Source organism: Pseudomonas sp. H3_E07 (genome assembly GCF_054668895.1).
Map to the genome: position 1 here is coordinate 4,830,598 of NZ_CP162795.1, position 20,958 is coordinate 4,851,555.

A 20,958-nucleotide genomic window follows, 5' to 3' on the forward strand; every position below is an offset into this window, starting at 1 on the left:
GCCATTCCGTGTCGCAGAGGCTGCTATGTCCACGAAAGTAATCGCCAAATACCTGGTAACCGCCGCAGTTTTCCTGTCCTTGATCGTTCTGGCCATGCTGGGCGGCTGCTCCGGTGGCGAGCCACCTCCTGAGGCGGTCACCCCCAAAGTCTCGGTCATCAGCATAAAACCCCAGAGCCAGGTGCTGACCACTGAGCTGGCGGGGCGCACCCAGGCCTTCATGGTGGCGCAGATTCGTCCTCAGGTTGGCGGTATCGTCCAGCGTCGACTGTTTGTCGAGGGGGCGGATGTCAAGGTTGGGCAAGCGTTGTACCAATTGGATGCAGCGTCCTACACCGCCGCGCTGGCGCAGGCCGAGGCGAGCCTGGCCAAGTACCGCGCCACGCTTAAATCGGCGCAGGCCACCGCCAGGCGCGACGCCGAACTGGTGAAGATCAATGCCATCAGCCAGCAAGATAACGAAGACGCCCAGGCGACCTTGCTGACGGCCGCCGCCGACGTGCAGGGCGCCGAGGCCGACGTTCAGACCGCGCGGATCAACCTGGCTTACACCCGTATTACCTCACCGGTCGGCGGGCGCATCGAAACCTCGACCGTGACCCCTGGTGCGCTGGTGGTGGCCAATCAGGACAGCGCTTTGACCACGGTGCAGCAACTCGATCCGATCTATGTGGACGTGACCCAATCGACCACCGAATTGCTCAAGCTCAAGCGTGACCTGGCCAGCGGCGCATTGCAGTCCAACGGCGATGGCCAGGCACGGGTCAGCCTGAAGCTGGACGATGGCAGTGCCTACAACCAGCAGGGGCGGCTCAAGGTCAGTGGTGTCAGTGTCAACGAGGGGACGGGCACGGTCACCCTGCGTGCGGAGTTCGCCAACCCGGATCACCTGCTGCTACCGGGCATGTATGTCCGCGCGGTGCTCGAACAGGCTCGCAACGAGCAAGCCATTCTGGTTCCGCAAAAAGCTGTGAACCGCAGCGCCAGTGGCGTGACCACCGCGTTGCTGGTGGTTGACGGCAAGGTCGAACAACGTGAGCTGACCATCGATCGGGCGGTGGGGAATCAGTGGTGGGTCACGGCAGGTCTGCAGGCAGGTGACCAGTTGATTGTCGAAGGCGGACAAAAAGTCCGTGCCGGTGCCGCGGTCCAAGTGCAGGACGCCAATGCTCAGGCGGCCACACCCCGCACCCCCGCGAAGGAGGGTTGAGCGTGGCGCACTTTTTTATTGATCGACCGATTTTCGCCTGGGTCATTGCCATCGTGATCATGCTCGGTGGCAGCCTGTCCATCAGCCAGTTGCCGTTGGAGCAATACCCGGATATTGCACCACCCACGGTGAAAATTTCTGCCACCTACACCGGGGCCTCGGCCAAGACCGTCGAAGACTCGGTGACCCAGGTCATCGAACAGCAGATGAAAGGCCTGGATAACCTGACCTATATGTCGGCCACCAGCAGTTCGGCAGGCAGTGCCAGCATCAGTTTGACCTTTACTGCCGGCACCGACCCGGACGTCGCCCAGATGCAGGTGCAGAACAAGCTGCAACAAGCCGAGTCGAGGCTGCCGCAATCGGTACAAAGCGAAGGCCTGACCGTGACCAAGGGCGGTTCGGACTTCTTGATGATTGTCGCCCTGGCATCGGACGACCCCAGCGTCACCGGCACTCAGATAGGTGATTACATTTCCACCACCTTGCTCGATTCCATCAGCCGAATAGACGGCGTGGGCGATGTGCAGACGTTGGGCTCGGGCTACGCCATGCGCATCTGGCTGGACCCCGCCTTGCTGGAAAAATATGCGTTGATGCCGTCGGACATCAGCAGCGCCCTGGAAGCGCAGAACACCGAAGTCTCGGCTGGACAGCTCGGCGCCTTGCCCGCGATCAAGGGGCAGCAACTGAACGCTACGATCAGCGCCCGCAGCAAACTGCAGACCGTGGACGAGTTTCGCAAGGTCGTGGTCAAGTCCAACAGCGACGGTGCCGTGGTACTGCTGGGCGATGTCGCGACCCTGGAACTGGGCAGTGAAAGCTACGACATCAGCACCGCCCTCAACGGCAAGCCCGCGGCGGCCATGGGCGTGCAGTTGGCCGCCGGCGCCAACGCGCTGAACGTCGGCAAGGCGGTCAAGGCCAAGCTCAAGGAGATGGAGCCCTTCTACCCGACGGAAATGCAGCTGAAAAATGTGATCGCCTACGACACCACGCCCTTTGTCAGCCTGTCCATCGAAGAGGTGGTCAAGGCCCTGGGCGAGGCCATCGTGCTGGTGGTGTTGATCATGTTCCTGTTCCTGCAGAGCCTGCGCGCAACGCTGATCCCGGCGATTACCGTGCCGGTGGTACTGCTCGGCACGTTCGGCGTGTTGGCGCTGTTCGGCTACTCGATCAATACCTTGACCATGTTTGCCATGGTCCTGGCGATCGGCTTGCTTGTAGACGATGCCATCGTGGTGGTGGAAAACGTGGAGCGGCTGATGGGCGAAGGGCTGTCGCCCGTGGCGGCTACGCGTCAATCGATGCGTGAAATCAGTGGCGCACTGGTCGGGATCACCCTGGTGCTGAGTGCGGTATTTATCCCTATGGCGTTTTTCGGTGGTTCCACCGGGATCATCTATCGGCAGTTCTCCGTGACCATCGTCTCGGCCATGGTCCTCTCAGTGTTGGTGGCGATGACCCTGACACCCGCGCTGTGCGCGACGTTGCTCAAAGCGCGCAATGGCAAGGGGCATGGCGCTCAGCATGGGTTCTTTGGCTGGTTCAACCGCACCTTCGAGCGCGCCAGCGCCGGTTATGAGCGCTGGGTGGGCGTGGTGTTGCGGCGTTGGGGGCGCAGCCTGCTGCTGTATGGGCTGGTGCTGGTGGTCATGGCGGTGGGTTATGTCAGCCTGGCCACTTCGTTTCTGCCGGACGAGGACCAAGGGATTCTGCTGGCACAGATCCAGTTGCCGGTCGGCGCGACGGACAGCCGCACACAGGCGGTGATCAAGCAGTTCGAGGACTACATCCTGCAACAGCCCGAGGTCGAAGCGATGATCAGCATCAGCGGCTTAGGCATGGGCGGTAACAGCCAGAACACCGCACGGGCGTTTATCCGCCTCAAGGATTGGTCCGAACGCGGTGGCTCTGGTCAGGGTGCAGCCGCGATTGCCCAGCGGGCGACCCTGGCACTGTCCAGCATCGGTGATGCCGATGCGTTCGTCATGCAGCCGCCGACCGTGCGTGGCCTGGGCCAGAGCTCAGGGTTCGACCTGCAGCTCAAGGACCTCGGTGGCCTGGGCCATGATGCGTTGGTGGCCGCCCGCGAACAGTTCCTTGAGTTGGCCAGGAAAGACGCCCGCTTGCTGGGCGTGCGCAGCAACGGCCTGGACGATGCACCGCAGCTCAAGGTCAGCATTGACGACCGCAAGGCCGGGGCCCTGAGCCTGAGTACCAGCGATATCAACAGCACCCTTGAGACGGCCTTAGGCGGCACTTATGTAAACGACTTTCTCAACCAGGGCCGGGTGAAAAAGGTCTATGTACAGGGCCAGGCATCCTCGCGCATGCAGGCTGCGGACCTTGATCATTGGTTTGTGCGCAACAGTAACAATGAAATGGTGCCGTTCTCGTCCTTTGCCAGCAGCACCTGGGGCTACGGCTCGCCGCTGCTGGAACGCTACAACGGTAACGCCTCCCTGGAGATCGTTGGCGATCCGGCGCCAGGGGTGAGCTCCGGCGATGCGATGGCCGCCGTGGAGGCCATTGTCCGGCAGTTGCCCCAGGGTATTGGCTACGAGTGGACCGGGCAGTCCTATCAGCTGCGCTTGTCCGGGTCCCAGGCGCCGCTTCTCTACGGCATTTCCGTGTTGTTTGTATTCCTGTGCCTGGCCGCGCTCTACGAGAGTTGGTCGGTGCCGTTTTCGGTGATCCTGGTCGTGCCCCTGGGGGTCATCGGTGCAGTGCTGGCGACCCGTGTCGCCGGGCTGAGCAACGACGTGTATTTCCAGGTCGGGCTGTTGACCACCGTGGGCCTGGCCGCAAAAAACGCGATCCTGATCGTTGAGTTTGCCAAGCACTTGCAAGAGCAGGGCAGCAGCGTGATCGACGCGACGCTGGTCGCGGTGCGCCAACGCCTGCGGCCGATCCTGATGACCTCCCTGGCCTTCATGTTCGGCGTATTGCCGCTGGCCTTGAGCACCGGTGCAGGCTCCGCCGGACGCCAGGCCATTGGTACGGGAGTACTGGGCGGTATGTTCAGCGCCACAGTGCTGGGGATCTTCTTTGTACCGTTGTTTTTCGTGCTGATCCGCGGTCGTTTCGGCCGCGTGCGCAGCGCTAATCAATCTGCCCCGACAGGTGATGCATGATCAAGTCACACTGGCCTCTGCTGGCCGCCATGGCCCTGGGCGGCTGCGTCAACCTGGCGCCGCAGTACGAGCGCCCTGAGGCCCCCGTCTCCGAGCAATGGTTGCCGGCGGCCAACCTGCCCAAAGGAAAGGTTGGGGCTGATATCAAGTGGCAGCAATTTTTTACCGACCGCCGCCTGGCGCAGTTGCAGCAATTGGCGCTGGCCAATAACCGCGACCTGCGCCTGGCCAGCCTCAACGTTGAAAAGGCCCAGGCGCAGTACCGCATCAAGCGCGCTGACCTGTTTCCTACCGTCGACGCGGGCGTCAGCGGCACCCATAGCCGTACGCCGGGGTCGTTGTCCAACACCGGCACGGCAGTCACCACACACGACTACAGCGCTCAGTTGGGGCTGAGCAGCTATGAACTGGACGTGTTTGGCAGGGTTCGCAACCTGCGCGATGAGGCGCTGGAAGACTACTTGGCGTTGACGGAAACCCGGCGCAGCACGCAAATCAGCCTGGTGGCGGAAGTTGCCACCGCCTGGCTGACCTTGGCCGCCGACAACGAACGGCTGCTGCTGGCCCAGGAAACCCTGACCAGCCAGTTGGCCACCTACGACCTGACCCAGCGCAGCTACGCCTTGGGTGGCTCTTCCGCGTTGTCGGTGGCGCAAGCCCAGACCACCGTCGAATCGGCACGGGGCGATGTAGCGTCCTATGAGAGCCAGATCCTGCAGGACCGCAATGCTTTGCGCCTGTTGGTGGGCAGCGATCTGCCCGAGGCCCTCTTGCCGGGCACGCGCCTGGAGTCGGCGGCAGTGCTGGTGGATATTCCAGCAGGCCTGCCCTCCAGCCTGTTGCAACAACGCCCGGACGTGCTCTCGGCCGAGCATACGCTCAAGTCCGCCAACATCGATATTGGCGCGGCCCGTGCGGCGTTTTACCCGAGCATCAGCCTGACCGCCAACGCCGGCTCTTCCAGCTCGGCATTGGCCGGCCTGTTCAAGTCCGGCAGCGGCGCCTGGACCTTTGCCCCGAGCATCAGCGTGCCGATTTTTGACGGGGGCAGTAACCGCGCAACCCTGGATTCGGCTAAGGTCGAACGCGAGATCCAGTTGCAGACCTATCAGCAAACCCTGCAAACCGCATTCCGCGAAGTGGCCGACGCACTGGCGGTGCGCAGCACCCTGGATCGCTGTATTGCCGCGCAACAAGCGCTGACCGACGCCAGCCGCAAAAGCTTCGAACTCTCGGATGCCTTGTATCGGGGCGGCTCCCAAAGCTACCTCGAAGCCCTGGATGCGCAACGCTCGCTCTACAGCGCACAACAGGACCTGATCACGCTGCGCCTGACCGAGCAGAGTAACCGCATCACGTTGTACAAAGTGCTGGGTGGCGGTTGGAATTAACGGCGCTGGCACATGCACACATCACCGCAGCAATGGAACGGCTTGCGCGGATCAAATCGGCTAGTTCATTCAACGGGGAATCAACATGTGTGCTTTTCGTTCCACTTTAAGCGGTTGCGTCCAGGTGCTGGGCTGCGCCTGTTTCATCATGATGTCACCGCTGTGTCTTGCGAATTCCGACGCGGACCCATGGGAAGGTGTTAACCGACCGATCTTCGCATTCAATGACGTACTGGATACCTATGCACTGAAACCCCTCGCCCAGGGCTATCAACTCATCACGCCCGGTGTTGTCCAGGACGGCATTCATAATGTGTTCAACAACCTCGGGGAGGTCAAAAACGTGGCTAACGATGTCCTCCAGGTGAAGTTCCACAGCGCTGGCGTCGACACAAGCCGCTTTTTGCTCAACAGCACGATTGGCCTGGTGGGGTTGATCGACGTCGCGACCCCCATGGGGCTGCAGCGCAGTGACGAGGATTTCGGGCAAACCCTCGGTTACTGGGGGGTCAATAGCGGGCCTTACCTGGTGCTGCCGTTCCTGGGGCCCAGCACACTGCGCGATGCACCGGCCATCCTTCCCGATGCCTACGCCAATCCGGTTCGCTACATGGGCGACGTGCCTACGCGTAATAGCCTGTACAGCGTGGGCGTGATCGACGGGCGTGCTCAATATCTGGCATCTGAAAAGCTCACGACGGGCGATAAATACACGTTTATTCGCAGTGCCTATCTGCAAAACCGAGCGTTCAAGATCAACGGCGCAAACGTAAAGGATGACTTCTGACCGGCGCCCCTGCGTGCTCTTCCCCAACCCGCTCGGCACAGAAGATCAATATCGTTCGTCACTCTCCAGTTGGAACGCAACACTAACGTTGCGCTTACTCCAGCACTGCCGGTTGTACGGCTGCGTCCTGTGCGATCTAAAATTCGGTCACGACGGTTACGCCAGCGGTCTCGAAACGATCCATGTTCATCAACGCGTCGATGGACTGCTCCAGGCTGATGGTTTTACCCACGAGTTTTTCCGGTGCCAGTTTTCCGCTGGTGATCATCTGGATCATGGCGTCATAACGATGTGCTTGCATGCCGTGGCTGCCGTAGATCTCAAGCTCGTGCGCGATGACCTTGCTCATGGGGATCGCCGGCTGGGCGTGGTCGGCGAGCATCAGGCCTACCTGGACGTGCTTGCCTCGACGGCGCAGGTTGTTGATGGAGTTGAAGCAGGTGGTGGGATGGCCCAATGCATCCAGCGATACGTGGGCGCCCCCCTGGGTGATTTCCAGCACGGCTTCGGTGACGTCCGCCACGCTGTGTGCGTTCACGGTAGCAGCGGCGCCGAGCGCGCGTGCCAGTTCGAGTTTTTCCGGCGAAATATCGATGGCAATGACATTCGCGCCAAGGGCCTGGGCGATCATCACGGCGGACAGGCCCACACCTCCGCAGCCATGCACCGCGACCCACTGTCCGGCGCTGACCTTGCCTTGGTCAACGACGGCGCGGAATGACGTGGCGAAGCGGCAGCCCAGGCTCGCAGCAGTGGCGAAGTCCATGTTCTGCGGGAGTGCGACGAGGTTCAGGTCGGCCTGGTGTATACCGACGAATTCCGCAAACGACCCCCAATGAGTGAAGCCCGGTTGAAACTGCGTATTGCAGACTTGCTGGTTACCGCTGTTGCACTCGGGACACGCGCCACACCCGCCGACAAAGGGCACCGTTACACGGTCGCCGACCTTCCACCGGGTGATGTCCCTGCCAACTTCCGTCACGATGCCGGCAAGCTCATGCCCGGGAACATGCGGCAGTTGGATGTCCGGATCATGCCCCTTCCAGCCGTGCCAGTCGCTGCGGCAGACGCCGGTGCCCCGCACCTGTACGACCACGCCGTGACGCTCCGGCGTCGGGTCTTCGACGTTCATCAAGCGCGGCGGTTGGGAAAAGGCTTCGTAGACAACTGCTTTCATGAAAATCACCTCTGCTCGGATAGACACGACGTTGTATTCGTCTGATTTCTTGCGCGGGGCGGCTCGAATCAACGCTGATCCATTATGTGCGAATGCCTTGAAATTGCTTTTCAGATTCCAGTTGATAGTGGGCGATAAATGAAATTAATCTCCGTTATCCTGCACATAATTGAAAGGATCAACCATGTTTGAGCGTTTGGATAAGGTGGATATTGCGATATCGGAGCGACTGCAGCGAGAGGGGCGACTCTCGAATGTCAAGTTGGCGGAGCAACTTTCCCTCAGTGAAGCATCGTGTTGGCGTAAACAGAAACGCCTGGAGGAGTGCGGCGTGATCGAGGGGTATCAAGCCATCCTGAATCGCAGAAAACTGGGCCTGGGGGTGATGGCTTTCGTGCAGATTTCCTGCAGTGATCACAGTGAAGAAGCCACGGAAAAGTTTGAGAAAATCATAGCGTCGGCGCCGCAGGTACTCAGTTGTCACAACACAACGGGCGAGGCGGATTTTTTACTTCAAGTGGTCGCGAGAGATTTGGACAGCTACAGCCGATTCGTTGAAAAAGTGCTGAGGAAGCTGCCGGGTGTATTGAGTATCCGGTCGAACCTGTCACTGCGAGAAATGAAGACCACCCATCGGTTTCCAGTGGCCGAACTCCTGAGCATCTGAGGACCTTTGAATCAGGGCGACGGCCTGATCATCAGGCGCCCAGGCGCTACCTGGTTCAAGGCAGGGCCTTTATCGCCTGTACGACAGCATTGACGATGGCCTGGGCGATGACCCGACGCTGGGCTTTCTCCATCCTGGGGCTCAGCCATGCAGGCAGGCTGTTCAGCATGGGCACGATTGCCTGCAGTGCGCCTTCGCGCAAGGGGCCACCAGGCTGATGACATAGCTGCCCGACCAAGCTCAGTATTTCCGACTCATAAGCCTCCCTCAATCGCCGTACACTTTCTTCCATCGGCGCGTTCAGGCAGCCGGTGTCCATGACCGCCAACTTAAACTGCCCGGCCATGTGTTCATGCAATCGAAGGTGGCCTTCGATCAGTTTTGTCAGACGTTGCGCGGGCGTCAATCTTCGTTTTTTGATCAGCTCAACGTGCGACAACAACGTCTGATACAGCTCCATCAGCCACTCGAAAAGCAGTGCTTCCTTGCTTTCTACATGGTGATAAATCGCCCCCGGAGTGATGCCGATATGCGCCGCCAGTTCACGCATGCTGACCTGACTGAAACTGCGCTGCTGGAACAACTCCAGGGCTCTCCGCTGGAATTCAGAGCGGCTTAGCACAGTGCGCACGCTGTGTTGCGCACACGCAGCCACACCCGACGGCCGTGGCCTTGGGTCATGTGTCGAACGCCTGCTGCTTCGCGATTTCCTGGTTGCGCAGAATGAACCGCTGCAATTTGCCACTGGGTGTTTTGGGCAGGTGTTCGACGAACTCGATTTCCCTCGGGTACGCGTGCGCGGCCAGGCGTTGCCGGACATGCAGGCGCAGGACTTCCGCCAACTCGGTGCTTGGCAGGCTTTGACTGTTCAGTACGACGAACGCCTTGATCAACTCGGTGCGTTGCGGGTCCGGTTTGCCAATCACGGCGGCTTCAACCACCGCAGGGTGTTCGATCAGCGCACTTTCCACATCGAAAGGTCCGACGCGATAGCCGGAGGTAGTGATCACGTCGTCGTTACGGCCCACGAAGCTGATGCTGCCATCGTCATTCAACTCCACGATATCGCCGCTCAAATAATAACGGTCGACAAAAGCCTGGGTGGGCATTCCGAAGTAGCCCTCGAACCAACACAGGGGCGACCGCTCGCGATCCACCGCCAGCACGCCTGGCCGGCCCGGTGGCAGTTCCCGATGAGCATCATCCAGCACGACAATCCGGTACCCCGGAACCGCATAACCGGCTGAACCCTCACGTACCGGGTGACGCAGGCCGTGGTGGTTGCACAGCACCATGCCGATTTCAGTCTGGCCATAATGGTCGTGGATGACCACGCCGAGTTCGTCGGCAAACCAACGGATGACCTGCGGGTTCAGCGGCTCGCCGGCACTGCTGATGACACGCAGGCGACCACGCACGGTGTCGGCGAACGCAGCCCCCGCCGCGATCAGCAGGCGGTAGGCGGTCGGCGAGCCGGCCAGGTTGGTGATCGCATACTTGGCAATGATCCGGCAGGTACTGTCCACCGCGAACGGGCCGTCATAGAACAGCGTGGCACGGCCACATGCCAGCGGGCCGGTCACCGCGTAATACAAACCATAGGCCCATCCGGGGTCGGCGAGGTTCCAGAAATGGTCGTCCTCTCGCAGGTCAATCGAATCACGCATATAGCCCTTGAAGGCCAGAATGGCGCTTAAGGGCACCTCCAACGGCTTGGCCGGCCCTGTGGTGCCTGACGTACACATCAGCAGGAACGGCGCACTGGCGTCCAGCAACTCGGGTGCACAATCGGCCTGTTGGCGATCCAGAACGGTCCAGAAGTCGTAATCGTCCGGGTTGCGTGGGCCTGCGCCGGTCACGATGATGCGTGGGCAGTCAATGACGTCGTCCAACTTGGGGCGATTATGGGCATCGGTCACAATCCAGCGCGCCTCGGAGCAACCCAATCGCTGCTCGATTGCCTTGGGGCCGAATGCGGTGAAGAGCGGTTGGTAGACCGCGCCGATGCGCCAGGTCCCCAAAATGGCAATCAACAGTTCAACCGTGCGTGGCATCAGGCCCGCTACACGCTCTCCCGGCTTGACCCCTTGCTCGCGCAAAAAGTTGCCGAAGCGCGCAGCGTGGGCCTGCAGTTCGCTGAACGTGTGGTGCGTGGCGCGGCCATCCGGCGTTTCGCAGTACAACGCCACGGCATCACCCAGGGCGTGCCGGTCGCAGCATTCGATGCAGGCGTTCATGGCCGCCAGCTCGCCGTGCAAGTCCTGGGTGGCCAGTTGTCGATAATTGAAAGAGGTCACTGCCGAGTCGTAATCACGCATAACGTACCTGATTGTTATTGTTGGTAGATGTTCGGTGTGCACACGCCCAGTGCGCGCGCTTTGATGTGGCTAGCTGTCCATCATTTCGGCCGCTTGCTGTGTGGCCTGGCTGGTCCGAGTGGCCAGCTTGCGGACTTCATCAGCGACCACGGCAAACCCGCGCCCGGCCTCGCCTGCGCGCGCCGCCTCAATGGCGGCGTTCAAGGCCAGCAGGTTGGTTTGGCTGGCAATGCCCTGGATGGTGGCGACAATGTGCGTCAACTTGCTGAGCGTTTCCTGCATCACGCGATGTTGTTCCGCCTGCGCCTCACGCATCGTGCTTTCTTCATGGTGGGCATGGATATCGGTAATGGCACCCACCACTCGCTGCGGGGAGCCGTCCGATGCGCGGCGCGTTTGCCCCCGGCCGCGGAACCAGCGGTAAGTGCCACTTTTATGTTTGAGTCGGTAATCCACATCAAACGGTGTTTTGCCGCTGCGGTCTTCAACGTGGGCAACAAACGCTGCGATCGCCCGTTCGCTGTCGTCGGGATGCAGGCGCGAGGTCCAGCTTTCCAGGGTATTGGGGAACTCTTCAACCGTGCTGCACCCCAGCAGTCGGCGCATTTGCGACGACCACCAGATGGTGTTTTTCGGGTTCGCAGGGTCGCCGGCCACAACCTCGATGTCCCAGAGCCCGTCGTGCAGCATTTCCCGGGAAATGTCGAAACGTGTGGCCGCCAGTTCAAGTGTCTCGTTGTGCAGGTGTTGTTCGTGAATGTCACGAAGGGTTCCACCGATGGCGAGAGGTACGCCTTGAGGATCACGACTTGCGTTACCGCTGACCCTGCACCAGCGATAGTCACTGCCTGATGCGGACTTCAGGCGCACATCGAGCGCAAAGGGCGTCCGCCCACTGCGATCGGCAAGATGCCGGGCAAGCGCTTCCAGGTGCGGTTGCCGGTCAGCGGGGTGTAACTGTTCGCTCCAACGGCCGAGCTGATCAATACCTTGGGCCTGGATTGACGCCGACCCCGACCACTCCATTGCGCACTCCGGCCCGGGGGCGGCGGTTGCAGCCAGATCCAGTGTCCAGAACAGTTCATCTGCACCCTGGGTGATCAGTGCCCAGCGCGTCTCCACATGACGCAAATGCTTGTCGCGGCAGGCCAGACGTTCGTCCAATTGGCTGACTTTCAATGTCAGTGCACGTGCTTGCTCCTCCAAGGCACGCCGCTCCTGTAGCAATTGATCGACGCCTGACAGAATGCGCCGCAATAACGGGTTGTTCGATGATAACGGCATGCTCGGCTGGTCTGGCTGCTCCAGCCTCTCGGCGAGCGGCGCCAGTACCCAACGGGTGGTTCTGCTGAAAAAAAGCATGGAGCACCTCTACCTCGTTCAAAGGGGATCCGCCTGCAAGAGGGGGAACGGGCATGCCGACAAGGCCCGGGTGTCAAAGTCTGTCGCTCCCGGCAGGGCTTGCCAGGCCGACGGGCCTGCGGCGATTTCCTGGGCACTCAGCAGGCAGTTGTCGAGCTCGTGTTGCAACCTATGGGTATCCAGATCCTGGCCGATGAAGACCCATTCCTGCCGGCAATCCCCGACAATGCTGTCCCACTTGGCCATGATGCTTTGCAACCGATATTCATCACGTGGCCATTGCGACGGCTCAATGAAGGTCCACCAGCGCCCGACATAGTCCCACTGGAACTGCTTGCCGCTTTGCACCAGCAGGCCGATTTCAAGGTGGCGGCTGGCCAACCAAAAGTAACCTTTGCTGCGCAACAGGCGCCCGTTGCACCAGGGTCGCAGGAAGAAATCGAACAATCGCTGCGGATGAAAAGGGGCGCGCTCGCGGTACACCCAGGACGTCACGCCATAGGTATCCGACTCGGAGGCCGGTGCGTCGCTGGCCTCCATTGTCTTCATCCAGCCCGGCGACGCCGCAAGGCTGGGTAAATCAAACAGATGGGTGCCGAGGATGTGGGATAGCTCAACGTTACCCTGAGTCATTGGCTCGATCCGCGCGGACGGGTTAAGGCCTGCGAGGATTCCGTGCAAGGCCTGGTAGCCAGGCTCATCGATCAAGTCCATTTTGTTGACAAGAATGACGTTGGCATACTCCACTTGCTCGATCAGAAGGTCGGTTAGAGGGCGCTGGGGCGTGTCCTCCTGTGCGTCGTCGCGGGGCACGGTGTCCGGTGACTCAAGCAGCGCCTGGAAACGGCTGCCATCGACCACTGTCACCAAGGTATCGAGCCGTGCCAACTCGCTGAGGCTGAAGCCTTCGGCGTCCAGGAAGGCGAACGTCTCCGCGACCGGCATCGGCTCAGAGATCCCGGTGGACTCAATGAGCAGGTAATCGAAACGCTGCTGGCGCGCCAGCGCACTGATCTGCTCAAGCAAATCGGCGCGCAGCGTGCAGCAAATGCAGCCGTTGCTCATCTCGATCAACTCATCGCTGCCACGGTGCAGTGACACATCGCGCTGCACCTCCTGGGCATCAATGTTGACCTCGCTCATGTCATTAACGATGACCGCCACCCTGAGGCCTTCGCGATTGCGCAGGATATGGTTGAGCAGGGTGGTTTTGCCGGCGCCGAGGAAGCCGGAAAGCACCGTCACCGGCAGTCGGCCTGTCAGGGCGCCGTCAATCATGCTTTCACCGCTTGAGCGACATCGGCGTGGTCCAGGTAGCTTTCGAAAAGATCGACCACCACCAGCCCATCGTCTGCCGCATCACCCCAGAGATCCTTTACGCGAAACTCGACATGGTAGGTCGGCTGGTGCGCCGCGCTCACGTCGCCATGGCCAATCGCGTCCGGGAACGGCCACTGCTCCGATGTGCGGTGCAGCACCACGCCTGCCTTGCCACGCACATAGGCTGGCATGCGGGTATGCCCGGCCACGTACTCGTCTCGCACGACGACCCGGTCGCCCACCTCAAAATGCGGTCGACCGGTGATCGCCGGGCGACCTTCGGCATGAGCAGGGTTCGCCAGCTTGAAGGGGGAGCCCAAGGCCTGATCGAGTTCTGCCTGGGTGATGACGCCTGTTTCGACCAGCAGGGTGGCGGTCGCAATGACATAGCGTTCGTAGTACTGGGTGCCGACATGTTGGCGGACATCCAGGCGTTCGACGGCGTGGCGCACTTCGTCCACGCTGAACTTTTTCAAGTGATCGGCACCGATAAACATCAAGCTGTAGGCCAGGTGTTCCCAGTCCTGCTTGAATACCTGTTTGTAGTCCAGACTATTGATGGTGTGAGGGACCTTGCCAAAGCCCTGAAAACCACCGAGATCGTGAAAACCATCCATTGTGAATACCTCTGAAAAGTGAAAGAAACAAAGCGCCCCGGTTACGCGACGTGCGGTAGCGCCACGCCGATAAGGACATCCTTGGTGATCAATTTTCGAAGCGCCTCTTCATCCATGGACTCGCTCCCTTGCGGCCGTACAGGCAGCACCAGATAGCGGCTTTCGGCGCTGGTGTCCCACACCTTGATGGTGACGTCGTCCGGCAGTTGCGTGCCCAATTCCCGCAGGACAGTGCGCCCTTCGCGCACCAGCCGGGCACGAAATTCGAAGCCCTTGTACCACTCCGGTGGCAAGCCGAGGACGGGCCAATTGGTGCAGGAGCACAGGCTGCACACAATCACGTTTTTCAGAGTGGGCGTGTCTTCCAGGGCAACAATGTATTCACCCTGCGGGCCGGTGTAGCCAAATTGGGCACACGCTGCGGTGCCATCCCTTAGCAACAGTTCACGAAACTGCGGGTCTACCCAGGCCTTGGCCACAACCCGCGCGCCATTTTCCGGGCTCCATTCGTGCGCCATCAGCTGTGTCATGTGCTCGATGTAACCGTCGGGGATCAGGTCCTTCTGCTTGAGCACTTGCAGTAACGCTTGTGCTCGTTCGCCCGGGGTTGATGTGTTTCTCTCAGGAGTGGTCATCGGTTTATTCCTCATCATTGAGCGTCTAGGCAGCGCCTGGCGGCTTAGTCTTTTTTGCGCTGCGGGGGGCCGGCTAACAGTTTTTCCAGTCGACAGCCGCCTCGAACGCTGCGGCAGCCTGATAAATCGTGCCTTCGGCATAGTGCTTGCCCACCAACATGAGCCCGACAGGCAGACCGTCTACCAGACCGCAGGGGATCGACATCGCCGGGTGGCCCGTGATGTCCTGGGCGGAGGCATTGCCGATCATTTCCAGTGCTCGCGCCACGTACTCAGTGATCGAGCAACCCGGTTCCGGGTGCGGCTGGGCAATGATCGGGACGGTAGGCATCACCAGCAGGTCATAGCGCGCCAAGGCCGCGTCATAGGCCGAGCGAGCCAGGCGCCTGAGGTTTTGCGCCTTGGCGTAGAAACGCCCGTTGTAGCGCTCGACACCGTATTGGCCGACGAACATGCACAGCTTGAGAGAGGCGGACAGGTCATCCGCCTGATCGCGCCATCCGGCTTGCTTGTCCAGCAAGCCCACGTCATACAGCCCTTTCCAGTTAAAACCCGCCCCATTGCCGTGCATCATCTGCATCGTCAGACCCTCACAGCCGATGGGGTGCCACAGCGCCCCGGCGATCGCGTGCTCAGGCACCGACACCTCCTCGACCTGCGCGCCCAGTTGCGAAAATCGTGCGATGGCATTGCGGACCGACGACGCAACGCGTGGATCCTGGTTGGCCAATTCGAAGCCTTCGCGCAGGACGCCAATCTTCAGACCGCTCACACCGCGTGCCAGGTAATCGCTGTACGTGTCGACCTGGGGCGCGGCTTGCCGGGGATCAAGCCCGTCCGCGCCGGCCATGACCTCCAGCATCAAGGCGTTGTCTCTCACATTGGCGGTGATGGGGCCGGCATGATCGATGGTCGCTTCGATGGCCATGATCCCGGTGTAAGGCACCAGACCGTGCGTAGGTTTCATCCCGTAAGTGCCGCAGAATGCGGAAGGAATCCGGATCGATCCGCCCTGGTCACCGCCGACTGCGAGGTCGACCTCGCCCGCGGCGACCAGCGCCGCGCTGCCGGAAGACGATCCACCCGAGGCAAACCCATGGCGATAAGGGTTGTGAACCGGTGCGGGATCGGAAGTGTGACTGCCACCTGACAGGCAGTAATGCTCGCACGTCGCCTTGCCGAGGATGGTTGCGCCCGCGTCCAGTAACCGAGTGACCACAGTGGCGTCGAACGATGGAACGTGGCCTTCCAGTGGCTTGGCACCATTCATCATGGGCACGCCAGCCAGTGAAATGTTGTCTTTGAGTGCGACCGTTTTACCCGCCAGTTTGCCGTCACGGGCACCGCTGACTTCCGTTCGCACGTACCAGGCGTTGAGTGGGTTGTGTGCAGCCGATGGACGATAGCCCGAGCTGCGTTCGTAACGTACCGGTGGAATGAAATCGGGCAACTCGTCAATCAGGTCGTAGGCGTCAAAGCTCGCCTGCATAAGCGGCAAGTATTCCCGCGCATGCTCGGGGCTGAGCTGCATGTGCAGGCGGCTGGCGATATCCAATAACTGCTCAAGGGTGGGGCGAACGATTGCCATGGTGGGGCTGTCCTTATCGTCTGTGGCCGAAGAGCACTGCATGCTCATCAAGGTCAGTGGGCCTGGTGCTCAAGATAGTCCGCGCCTCCAGTCGAAGGCTTGGTTGAAAAAGACAGCGACTTGGCTGAGCCGGACAGCCCTGCGCCAAGGCAACAGAGGGCTGGGGCCGCTGTCCGGTGGACGCTTGCGTCAAAATACGCGGGCGTAACGCAGGTTCATGCGGAAGTCTTCCTTGGCGCCGTTGTCCACTGACAGATCCTTGCCCAACTGCAGCTGGATCTGGTCTTGGGGGGTGACGAATTTGGTCGCTGTCAGGCGGAAGTTGGTTGTACCCAACTCGTTATCCTGATTGACGTGCTCGACGTTCGTCTCACCTCCCCAGGTGCGCCCGAAGCCGATACCAAACGCTGTGGTGGCGTCAGGCATGTAACGCCCCATGATCTGTGCTGCATAGGAAACGTCTTGCTTCAGACGGTCGGCATTTGCGCCATAGTCGGTGTTGTCGCCATACCAGGTTGCGCCGCCGACCAAGTCCATTGCCCATTTTTCTGTGAAGTGCTTGACGTAGGCACTCTGCAGTTCGAACTTCCAGCGGTTCTCACCGATATTGAGCGCGTCATCCTTGTCATAAGTGCCAGTGGGTACATACAGATAGGGGGCGATACTGAGGGTGTCGCGGGCTTCGTTGAGCCGCCACTTGACCGGCGCGGTCAGGATCAAGTCGCCGACGCCGCGGGTACTGCCCAGCGTCGAGGCGTCACCGCCACTGGAGACGTGCCCGAAGGGCAGTAGGAATTGCGGGTCGATGGTGACTGTGTCGCTGAGTGCGTAGACATGGAGCAGACGCAGAATGCCGACGTCTGAGCTCAACCTGTAGTCGGAGCTGACCTTGTGCCCGTTGGCGTAAGCCGAGTCCGTGGTGGAGTGCTGGTAATAAATCGCACCGATGGTCGCGCCGACCGGGTATTGCTCATAGTCGCCAGGGGCTACTTCACCGGCGTTCGCGTGAAGTGCGGGCAACAGGGTGGAAAGTGTCAGCAGGCGGATCTTGTTCATTTTTTTATTCCTCGCACAGGAAACCACGCCACCCGGGGAGGGTGGCAAGGAAGTAGGAAATGGGGAAGAAGTGCCGACGGCACTCAGGCGGTTGGCGACAGCGCGTCGCGCAACATGCCGGTCTGCGAGTGACAGTTGATGTACTCGAATACCTGGCTCTTGGCGTCTGACACCGACACTTCGTGGTACAGCCGTAACTTTTTCAAACCCGCGGCCACACGGAAGAACGTCACGAAAATACGCAGGTGGGTAGGGTGCGACTCTGCCCAGCGTTCGAGTTTTTCCACCGAGCGCCAGTGACCGATGTTGTAGCTCACGTCGAGAAAGTTACCGTCGATATCGATATTGCGCACAAACCTGTTGCTGTAGCAGCCCAGGGGTTGCCCGTTGTCACGCAGGAAGTCCATGCCGTCCTGCAAGGTCGGCAAAATTTCATCCAGGTACAGCGAGCGTTCGTCCGCCTCGGCATCCGCCCAGTCCTGGCCTGAACGGATCAGCGTGAGGTTGTCATGCCCCATGACCACGACCCGCCCACCCTTGGCAGGGTCACCCGCGACCACTTTCAGCTCACTGGTAGGTTTCATCCAGTCCGTCTGGGAGATCGGGAAGCGGTCGCGCATCGAGCCCCAGTAACCGTGTTCCTCGATCTCGCCACTGGTGCTATCCATGACCGCGCCGACACCGGGCAAGTTTTCCTGGAAGGCGTACAAGGTTTCGAACTGTTCGGCGCGTGGGGCGGTGATTTCGCGGAAATAGCCCAGGCCGTCACTGAGCCGATCCGGCGAATTCCACCAGTCATTTACCTGGGGTGAGCGCAACCAGCGACAGTGGGCGGCAGGGTCTTTCCAGTACCCGACCACAATCAAATTATCAAACCCACTGCTGTCGGTGTGGTGGGTCAAATCATGGGTCTGCGGGCCATCGGCCAGACTGAAACTGCCGACGATGTGGCGCATTGACTGCAACGCGGCCTCGCGCTGGGCGTCGCCGCGATATTGCACGCCGAGGTATCCCATCACCACTTGTTCAAGTTGCTCGTCAGCGCGCGCGACCCACATCGGGAACGGCGGTTGATATTCGTCGGGCACCCGGCGTGACAGGGTGCGTGGGCATTTGAGATGTGTGTCGATTGCAGATTCCATGGTGAGCTCCTCGTTATTTTCGTTCAGGCCTACGGGTGGGCATCAGCGCTTCGGCGGCAGGTCGCGTTTGACGACTTGCCGTCGGTGCAGCAGCGTCATGGCTCCCCATTCAATCAACCAATACGCCGACTCTTCAGGGACCAGGTCGCGCCTCTGCAGAAACCAGGAGGAATCAGCCCGTCGTTGTGAATAGTGTCGATACATGGCGTGCCTCATCAGCGGGGTATGAGCTGCTGTGAGGTGGAAATTAGGCTGGGTGGCGAGGGGGCGCTTTGTTCGACGGGACAACCGTTTGGTTGGAAAAGACACTGCAGAAACTGACCTTGCGCCGTGGTCCGCGTTGGTGCACTTGGGCCGACCGCGTGACGGGCTGTGCCTCTAAATGGGGATAACGGCTCAGGCAACCGCCTGCGGCCTGAGGCGCGTTGCGAGGGGCATCGCACGGCAGTGTGACTGGACGGCCTGCAGCGGTGTTTGGCCTGCAAATTGCTTTTGATGGGGGACAGTTGACCGCAAGTTACACCTTATCGAGCGCCTTTTGCATTGATGTCGAGGTCAGTGACATGAACCCGAGCACGCAGTATTCGACCCTTGCAGTGTCGGCCCCCCGTCGCTTTGATTACTGGAAGGAAGTGGTGTGCCGCCATTGCCTGGCAGCAGACAGCAAACCCTTGTCCCAGAGCAGTTTTGATGGCGCGCTCGCGATCAATACGCTCGGCGACCTGGACATCTGTTCGCTGTCTTCGCCGCTGCATTACTGGGAGCGCTCAGAGCGTCACCTGCGCAGCGGCCCGGCTGAAGATTTATGGTTGGGCTTCTCCCGAAATGGCCATGGGCAAATTGAGCAAGGAGGAAGAAAAGCCAGCCTGGCAGCTGGAAATCTGTTTCTTTATGACGCAACACAGGCGTTTCGATTCAGTTTCGGTGGTACCGAAAACCACTTGGTCCGTATTCCGCGAGCCTTACTGATTGAGCGTCTGCCACGAATCGCCGATTACACGGCGATGGTCCTCGACGACCGCCGCCCCGGCGTCGTGCCCTTGCGTGAAATGTTGCGTCAGGCCGCGAGCTCGCCGATGTCGTTGCAGGATGAGCACATCTCGAATCGTTATTCCGGCGCATTGATCGACCTGCTGGTGATAAGCCTGGAACTCCAGGACCTGAAGACAACCCATCAGGAACTCGACCTCTACGGTCGTATCATGCAGTACATCCAACGGCACTTGACCGAGCCGGACCTATCCATTGACGTCATCGCGCAGGCTCATAATGTGTCCACGCGAACTGTCACGCGCGCGTTCGCGCGATACCAAAAGACCCCCGTTGCCGAGATCTGGAAAGAGCGCCTGAATGCGAGCCGTGAAGCGATCGAGCGCGGTCAGGTGCGCAGCGTGTCCCAGGCGGCGCTGGACTTCGGGTTTTCCGACTTCTCCCACTTCAGCCATGCCTTTCGCAAGGCCTTTGGCGTTGCGCCGAATACCCTTTTGCGCCGCAATTGAGAGGCTTCGCGCTCAAACGGCTGGCGATTGAGTGCGGTTGTCGCTGGCCGTTTCCCGGAACAGTCGTGGTGACATACCGAATGTCGATTTGAAGTGCCGGCTGAAATGTGAACTGCTGCCATAGCCCCAGGCATAGGCGATCTCGGTGAGTGAGCGATGGGCCTGTTCGCGGTTGCGCAGGTCCTCGGCGCATCGGGACAACCGACGCTGCCAGATATACTCGCTGACGCTGCAGCCCAATTCATCCTGAAAGGCCCGGTGCAAGCTGCGCACCGAGCACTGTTCAGCATTGGCGATGCGCTCAATGCTGAGGTCGCGGTCCGCCAGGTGGCGCTCAATATAGGCCTTGAGGCGATTCTGTTTGAAGAACCGGAAGTCGTGGTCCAGTTGCTTTTCATCTTGCTTGTTCTTCAAGGCATTGTTGAGCAACCCGGCGATGCTGTCGCCGATCAGCCCGGCCGACTGGCTGTTGAGCAAGGGGTATTGATGGTAAGCGTCGCTGATCAGGTGCATCAGCATGCGCCCCAGCCCGTTGCGGCCACTCAAGTGCATGTCGCCGGTCTGTGTCAGTTGCCCGGCGGCGCCTTGGAACAGCAGGATAAAGTGTTCGCACCCCTGGGTACTGGTAACGCTGAAGGGCTTGCCACAATCGACCAGGAGCATTTCGTCCGGTGCGACGGTACTGCTTTGCTGCCCTTGCTCGAAGTGGCTGACACCGGCAACTTGCAGGATCAACATGCGCGGCGTGTCGACGACATCGAGTGCTTTGCTCAAGTGGCGTGAATAGCGATGGGCACTGGCGGTCATGCGGCAGAAACGCAGCTGGCCCAGGTCGCCATATTCCAGCCGCCCCTGGAAGTTACCGTTGTGCAACGGGTCGATATGGGTGGCTTCCAGGCGCTTTATATACTCAGGCGTGCGGCCCAGGTGATCGCTCATGAACTCTTTCCACTTCATCAGCCGGTCAGAGCGAACGACCTGATCGGTGGACACACAGGCTAGGTTGTTCATTGGTTTCGCCTTCTGTCTTTTTGTTATGGCTGAAGGGGCAA

The 20,958-nt window shown here is 60.3% G+C and carries 16 protein-coding genes and 2 pseudogenes; 6 read left to right on the forward strand and 12 right to left on the reverse strand.

The window, feature by feature from the left end; all coding sequences use genetic code 11:
- The first annotated feature begins 25 nt into the window (after positions 1-25).
- The 4 genes from AB4O08_RS22250 (at position 26) to AB4O08_RS22265 (ending at position 6,525) form a co-directional block, all read left to right on the forward strand.
- On the forward strand, positions 26-1,210 hold the full coding sequence (locus AB4O08_RS22250) for an efflux RND transporter periplasmic adaptor subunit (RefSeq protein WP_021491113.1): 1,185 nt from the start codon (positions 26-28) through the stop codon (positions 1,208-1,210).
- A gap of 2 nt (positions 1,211-1,212) precedes the next feature.
- Positions 1,213-4,347: an efflux RND transporter permease subunit gene (locus AB4O08_RS22255; RefSeq protein WP_460114350.1), complete on the forward strand. Its 3,135-nt coding sequence runs from the start codon at positions 1,213-1,215 to the stop codon at positions 4,345-4,347.
- Entirely contained in the window at positions 4,344-5,738 is a 1,395-nt protein-coding gene (locus AB4O08_RS22260) for an efflux transporter outer membrane subunit (protein WP_460114351.1), read from the forward strand. Before AB4O08_RS22255 ends, AB4O08_RS22260 begins: the two co-directional genes overlap by 4 nt.
- An 85-nt stretch (positions 5,739-5,823) precedes the next feature.
- Complete coding sequence (locus tag AB4O08_RS22265; protein WP_460114352.1) at positions 5,824-6,525, forward strand: MlaA family lipoprotein; 702 nt, start codon at positions 5,824-5,826, stop codon at positions 6,523-6,525.
- Between the two features lie 136 nt (positions 6,526-6,661).
- Here the strand turns inward: AB4O08_RS22265 and AB4O08_RS22270 are convergent, their stop codons facing one another.
- Entirely contained in the window at positions 6,662-7,702 is a 1,041-nt protein-coding gene (locus AB4O08_RS22270) for a zinc-dependent alcohol dehydrogenase family protein (RefSeq protein WP_460114353.1), read from the reverse strand.
- A gap of 184 nt (positions 7,703-7,886) precedes the next feature.
- Here AB4O08_RS22270 and AB4O08_RS22275 point away from each other — a divergent pair, with 184 nt between their 5' ends.
- A complete protein-coding gene (locus AB4O08_RS22275; protein WP_021491108.1) occupies positions 7,887-8,369 on the forward strand; it encodes an Lrp/AsnC family transcriptional regulator in 483 nt (160 codons plus the stop codon).
- Positions 8,370-8,424: 55 nt separating this feature from the next.
- Here the strand turns inward: AB4O08_RS22275 and AB4O08_RS22280 are convergent, their stop codons facing one another.
- From AB4O08_RS22280 to oxdA, 10 genes and pseudogenes are all read right to left on the reverse strand, one after another.
- Positions 8,425-9,000 carry a TetR/AcrR family transcriptional regulator gene (locus tag AB4O08_RS22280; protein WP_085989253.1) on the reverse strand — a complete coding sequence of 192 codons (576 nt, stop codon included), beginning with the start codon at positions 8,998-9,000 and terminating at the stop codon, positions 8,425-8,427.
- 46 nt (positions 9,001-9,046) lie between these two features.
- Positions 9,047-10,687, reverse strand: a complete 1,641-nt coding sequence (locus tag AB4O08_RS22285) for an AMP-binding protein (protein ID WP_305436290.1) — start codon at positions 10,685-10,687, stop codon at positions 9,047-9,049.
- 93 nt (positions 10,688-10,780) lie between these two features.
- Positions 10,781-11,050: pseudogene (locus tag AB4O08_RS22290) on the reverse strand (methyl-accepting chemotaxis protein); the annotation flags it as partial.
- A gap of 48 nt (positions 11,051-11,098) precedes the next feature.
- Positions 11,099-12,049: pseudogene (locus AB4O08_RS22295) on the reverse strand (PAS domain-containing protein); the annotation flags it as partial.
- 18 nt (positions 12,050-12,067) lie between these two features.
- Positions 12,068-13,327 carry a GTP-binding protein gene (locus tag AB4O08_RS22300; protein ID WP_460114354.1) on the reverse strand — a complete coding sequence of 420 codons (1,260 nt, stop codon included), beginning with the start codon at positions 13,325-13,327 and terminating at the stop codon, positions 12,068-12,070.
- Positions 13,324-13,986 (reverse strand): nitrile hydratase subunit beta, encoded by a 663-nt coding sequence (gene nthB / locus AB4O08_RS22305; protein WP_010209144.1) that lies wholly within the window; start codon positions 13,984-13,986, stop codon positions 13,324-13,326. The genes AB4O08_RS22300 and nthB overlap by 4 nt, the downstream gene beginning before the upstream one ends.
- Positions 13,987-14,027: 41 nt before the next feature.
- Positions 14,028-14,621 carry a nitrile hydratase subunit alpha gene (nthA, locus tag AB4O08_RS22310; protein WP_029529092.1) on the reverse strand — a complete coding sequence of 198 codons (594 nt, stop codon included), beginning with the start codon at positions 14,619-14,621 and terminating at the stop codon, positions 14,028-14,030.
- A gap of 73 nt (positions 14,622-14,694) precedes the next feature.
- Positions 14,695-16,209, reverse strand: a complete 1,515-nt coding sequence (locus AB4O08_RS22315) for an amidase (RefSeq protein ID WP_137205569.1) — start codon at positions 16,207-16,209, stop codon at positions 14,695-14,697.
- Positions 16,210-16,398: 189 nt separating this feature from the next.
- Positions 16,399-17,265 (reverse strand): transporter, encoded by an 867-nt coding sequence (locus tag AB4O08_RS22320; protein ID WP_021491102.1) that lies wholly within the window; start codon positions 17,263-17,265, stop codon positions 16,399-16,401.
- Positions 17,266-17,348: 83 nt separating this feature from the next.
- The gene (gene oxdA / locus AB4O08_RS22325) at positions 17,349-18,407 is read right to left on the reverse strand and encodes an aliphatic aldoxime dehydratase (RefSeq protein ID WP_044287455.1); all 1,059 of its coding nucleotides are present in this window, start codon (positions 18,405-18,407) and stop codon (positions 17,349-17,351) included.
- Positions 18,408-18,970: 563 nt separating this feature from the next.
- On the opposite strand from oxdA, the gene AB4O08_RS22330 reads away from it, so the two are divergent.
- Positions 18,971-19,906 (forward strand): AraC-like ligand-binding domain-containing protein, encoded by a 936-nt coding sequence (locus tag AB4O08_RS22330; RefSeq protein ID WP_042571987.1) that lies wholly within the window; start codon positions 18,971-18,973, stop codon positions 19,904-19,906.
- A 12-nt stretch (positions 19,907-19,918) separates the two neighbouring features.
- Here the strand turns inward: AB4O08_RS22330 and AB4O08_RS22335 are convergent, their stop codons facing one another.
- A complete protein-coding gene (locus tag AB4O08_RS22335; RefSeq protein ID WP_010209154.1) occupies positions 19,919-20,917 on the reverse strand; it encodes a helix-turn-helix domain-containing protein in 999 nt (332 codons plus the stop codon).
- Between the last annotated feature and the right edge of the window lie 41 nt (positions 20,918-20,958).

Bases quoted from the DNA above. Each gene is read 5' to 3' on its own strand.
- AB4O08_RS22270 (WP_460114353.1), bottom strand. From the start codon at position 7,702: ATGAAAGCAGTTGTCTACGAAGCCTTTTCCCAACCGCCGCGCTTGATG.
- AB4O08_RS22285 (WP_305436290.1), bottom strand. From the start codon at position 10,687: ATGCGTGATTACGACTCGGCAGTGACCTCTTTCAATTATCGACAACTG.
- AB4O08_RS22330 (WP_042571987.1), top strand. From the start codon at position 18,971: ATGAACCCGAGCACGCAGTATTCGACCCTTGCAGTGTCGGCCCCCCGT.
- AB4O08_RS22300 (WP_460114354.1), bottom strand. From the start codon at position 13,327: ATGATTGACGGCGCCCTGACAGGCCGACTGCCGGTGACGGTGCTTTCC.
- oxdA (WP_044287455.1), bottom strand. From the start codon at position 18,407: ATGGAATCTGCAATCGACACACATCTCAAATGCCCACGCACCCTGTCA.
- AB4O08_RS22250 (WP_021491113.1), top strand. From the start codon at position 26: ATGTCCACGAAAGTAATCGCCAAATACCTGGTAACCGCCGCAGTTTTC.
- AB4O08_RS22335 (WP_010209154.1), bottom strand. From the start codon at position 20,917: ATGAACAACCTAGCCTGTGTGTCCACCGATCAGGTCGTTCGCTCTGAC.
- AB4O08_RS22315 (WP_137205569.1), bottom strand. From the start codon at position 16,209: ATGGCAATCGTTCGCCCCACCCTTGAGCAGTTATTGGATATCGCCAGC.
- nthB (WP_010209144.1), bottom strand. From the start codon at position 13,986: ATGGATGGTTTTCACGATCTCGGTGGTTTTCAGGGCTTTGGCAAGGTC.
- AB4O08_RS22320 (WP_021491102.1), bottom strand. From the start codon at position 17,265: ATGAACAAGATCCGCCTGCTGACACTTTCCACCCTGTTGCCCGCACTT.
- AB4O08_RS22265 (WP_460114352.1), top strand. From the start codon at position 5,824: ATGTGTGCTTTTCGTTCCACTTTAAGCGGTTGCGTCCAGGTGCTGGGC.
- nthA (WP_029529092.1), bottom strand. From the start codon at position 14,621: ATGACCACTCCTGAGAGAAACACATCAACCCCGGGCGAACGAGCACAA.
- AB4O08_RS22275 (WP_021491108.1), top strand. From the start codon at position 7,887: ATGTTTGAGCGTTTGGATAAGGTGGATATTGCGATATCGGAGCGACTG.
- AB4O08_RS22260 (WP_460114351.1), top strand. From the start codon at position 4,344: ATGATCAAGTCACACTGGCCTCTGCTGGCCGCCATGGCCCTGGGCGGC.